The following is a 3,006-nucleotide window of genomic DNA, read 5'->3' on the forward strand; positions in this document are numbered from 1 at the left end:
GATATCGGCCATATGGGCACCTCGGTGGCGGCGCTGGAGACAGCTGAGAAGAAGGGTTTCGACACCGGCCTCCGCGTCGTCCATCCGTTTGACGACAACTGGACGCTGCCGGTCTATGTCGCCAATTTCGTTTTGATGGAATACGGCACCGGCGCCATTTTCGGCTGTCCGTCCGGCGACCAGCGCGACCTCGACTTCGCCAACAAATACGGCCTGCCGGTGATTCCGGTGGTGATGCCGGAAGGCGAGAATCCGGCGACGTTCCAGATCATCGACGAAGCCTATGTCGATGACGGCGTGATGATCAATTCGCGCTTTCTCGACGGCATGAAGCCGGATCAGGCTTTCGACGAAGTCACCAAACTGCTGGAGCAGAAGACCATCGGCAACCGGCCGATGGCCGAGCGCAAGGTGAATTTCCGCCTGCGCGACTGGGGCATTTCGCGCCAGCGCTACTGGGGCTGCCCGATCCCGATGATCCATTGCGAGGCTTGCGGCGTGGTGCCGGTGCCGAAGGTGGACCTGCCGGTGAAGCTGCCCGACGATGTCGATTTCGATCGCCCGGGCAATCCGCTCGACCGGCATCCGACATGGCGCCATGTGAAATGTCCGCAATGCGGCAGGGATGCGCGGCGCGAAACCGACACGATGGACACGTTCGTCGATTCGTCGTGGTACTTTGCCCGCTTCACCGCGCCGTGGGCGCATGAACCGACCGATCCCAAGGCGGCCAACGAATGGCTGCCGGTCGACCAGTATATTGGCGGGATCGAGCACGCGATCCTGCATCTGCTCTATTCGCGCTTCTTCACCCGCGCCATGCGCGAGGCCGGCCATGTCGATCTGGCCGAGCCGTTCAAGGGCCTGTTCACGCAAGGCATGGTGGTGCACGAAACCTATCGCGTCGGCTCGGCATCGAATGGCCGCTGGCTGGCGCCCACCGAAGTTCGGCTGGAGGACGTCGACGGCAAGCGCAGCGCCATCGACATCGCCACCGGCGAGGCCGTCACCATCGGCCCGCTGGAAAAGATGTCGAAATCGAAAAAGAACACGGTGAGCCCGGAAGACATCACCGATGGCTACGGCGCCGATACGGCGCGCTGGTTCATGCTGTCCGATTCTCCTCCCGAGCGCGATGTCGAGTGGACCGACGATGGCGCTGCCGGTGCGCATCGCTTCATCCAGCGCATCTGGCGCCTGGTGTCGACGGCGGCCGAAACACTGGCCGGCATCAAGCCCTTAGCGGCCAGCAGCGGCGAGGCCGCGGTGGTTTCCAAGGCCGCGCACAAGATCCTGAAGGCGGTCGGAGAGGATATCGAGAAGCTCGCTTTCAACCGCGCCATCGCCCGCATCTACGAACTGGCCAACGCGCTGACCACGCCGCTCAACGAGGTGGCCGAAGGCAAGGCCGATGCAGCGCTGAAAGGCGCCTGTCGGCAGGCGGTGGAGATTCTCGTGCATCTGATCGCGCCGATCATGCCGCATCTGGCCGAGGAGTGCTGGGCAACGCTTGGCGGCACCGATCTCGTTGCCGAACGGCCCTGGCCGGTCTTCGATCCGGCGCTGGTGGTCGACAACGAAGTCACCTATCCGGTACAGGTCAACGGCAAGAAGCGGGGGGATTTGACAATTGCCCGCGACGCGGACCAAGGTGCGGTCGAAAAAGCGGTATTGGCTCTCGACTTCGTGCAGAAAGCACTTGAAGGTAAGGCTCCGCGCAAGGTGATCATCGTGCCGCAGAGGATCGTCAATGTCGTTGCCTGATCGGGAAAAGACAGAGTTGAACCATTTGCTGCGCCGCATTGCGCTTGCCGGCCTGATAGGTTCGCTCGCGCTTGTCTCGGCCTGCACGGTGCGGCCGCTCTATTCGAGCGCGCCACTGTCGGGTTCGCAGGCCAGTGCCAGTGCCGAACTGGCGTTGATCGGCATCAAGCCGGTCAATACGCGTTACGGCCAACAGGTGCGCAACAATCTGATTTTCGGGTTTGGACGAGGCGCCGGCGAGCCGGCCTCGCCGGTCTATTCGCTCAATCTCGGCGTGACCGAAGCGGTCGAGTCCGCGGCACTCGTGCAGGTCGGAACGGATGAAGACGAACCGACCGCCGGTTCCGTGACGCTGACCGGCAGCTATACGCTGGCCGATGCGAAGACCGGCGTGGTGATCGCATCCGGCAAGCGTTCGATCACCTCGTCCTTCGACAGGCCGCGTCAGGAATTCGCCGCATACCGGGCGCAGATCGACGCCGAGAATCGCGCTGCGCGAGAGTTGGCGGAAGCGCTGCAGCTGTCCATTGCCCAGGACCTTGTCCGGCACGGCAAGACCGGCTAGCGCACCTCATCGCTTCACGGAAACGGTCCGGCGCCCCAGGCATGATGGGGTGATCGCGGGATCATGACCAGATTCTCGAACAGAGCCAGATTCCGAACAGGGATTGTCCGAAGATACCCATCGAGCTGCTGCGGCACGGCGAGTAGATCGCGCCACCGGCGTGGATGCGGCGAGACGACGATCGTGCCGTGTCGCTCGCCGATTACCACGAAGATTTTGGTGCCCAGGATGGTCGGCGATCCATCCGGGAAGCAACTGTTAACCACTCGCTCCCTATTGCTCGGCAGACATTTCAGAGTGAGTCTTGAGAATGGAAGCCAAGCGTTTTTCCCGGGTCAATTTATCGACGGCCGCATCGCCTGATGATCCCGAGGGGAAGCGCTCCGAGAGCATCGGCGACAGGGGTGGTCAGCGAGGTTCTTCTGCGGCAGGCGACCTTGATCGTCCGGCTCGCAAGGAGCCGGGCGGCCGGCAGCCCGCCACACGCCAGGCCGGCTATTCAGCGCCGGTGGTCGATCTCGGTGGCAACAAGCGGCCCTATATGGAGCCGCGGGGTGGCTCGGACGACACGCTTTCGAAAATCGGCGATATCGAGAGCCCTGCCTGGCAGGAATATTTCTTCCTTGCACCCAACGTGCGTTTTACACGCACGCCGGACTATGAGGCCAGGAAGCATC

General features: G+C 62.8%; 2 protein-coding genes and 1 pseudogene. All 3 read left to right on the plus strand.

Translation table 11 applies throughout. The features are described 5' to 3' along the window. Positions 1-1,764, plus strand: a 1,764-nt coding sequence (gene leuS, locus EN906_RS29020; RefSeq protein WP_127375562.1) for a leucine--tRNA ligase, incomplete at its 5' end; no start/stop codon positions are given. Continuing rightward, complete coding sequence (gene lptE, locus EN906_RS29025; protein ID WP_127269446.1) at positions 1,751-2,329, plus strand: LPS assembly lipoprotein LptE; 579 nt, start codon at positions 1,751-1,753, stop codon at positions 2,327-2,329. The genes leuS and lptE, both read left to right, overlap by 14 nt. Positions 2,330-2,639: 310 nt before the next feature. Beyond that, positions 2,640-3,006 (plus strand): annotated as a pseudogene (locus EN906_RS29030) (DNA translocase FtsK); the annotation flags it as partial.

The organism is Mesorhizobium sp. M7A.F.Ca.CA.004.06.1.1, assembly GCF_003999135.1.
Taxonomy (GTDB): Bacteria; Pseudomonadota; Alphaproteobacteria; order Rhizobiales; family Rhizobiaceae; genus Mesorhizobium.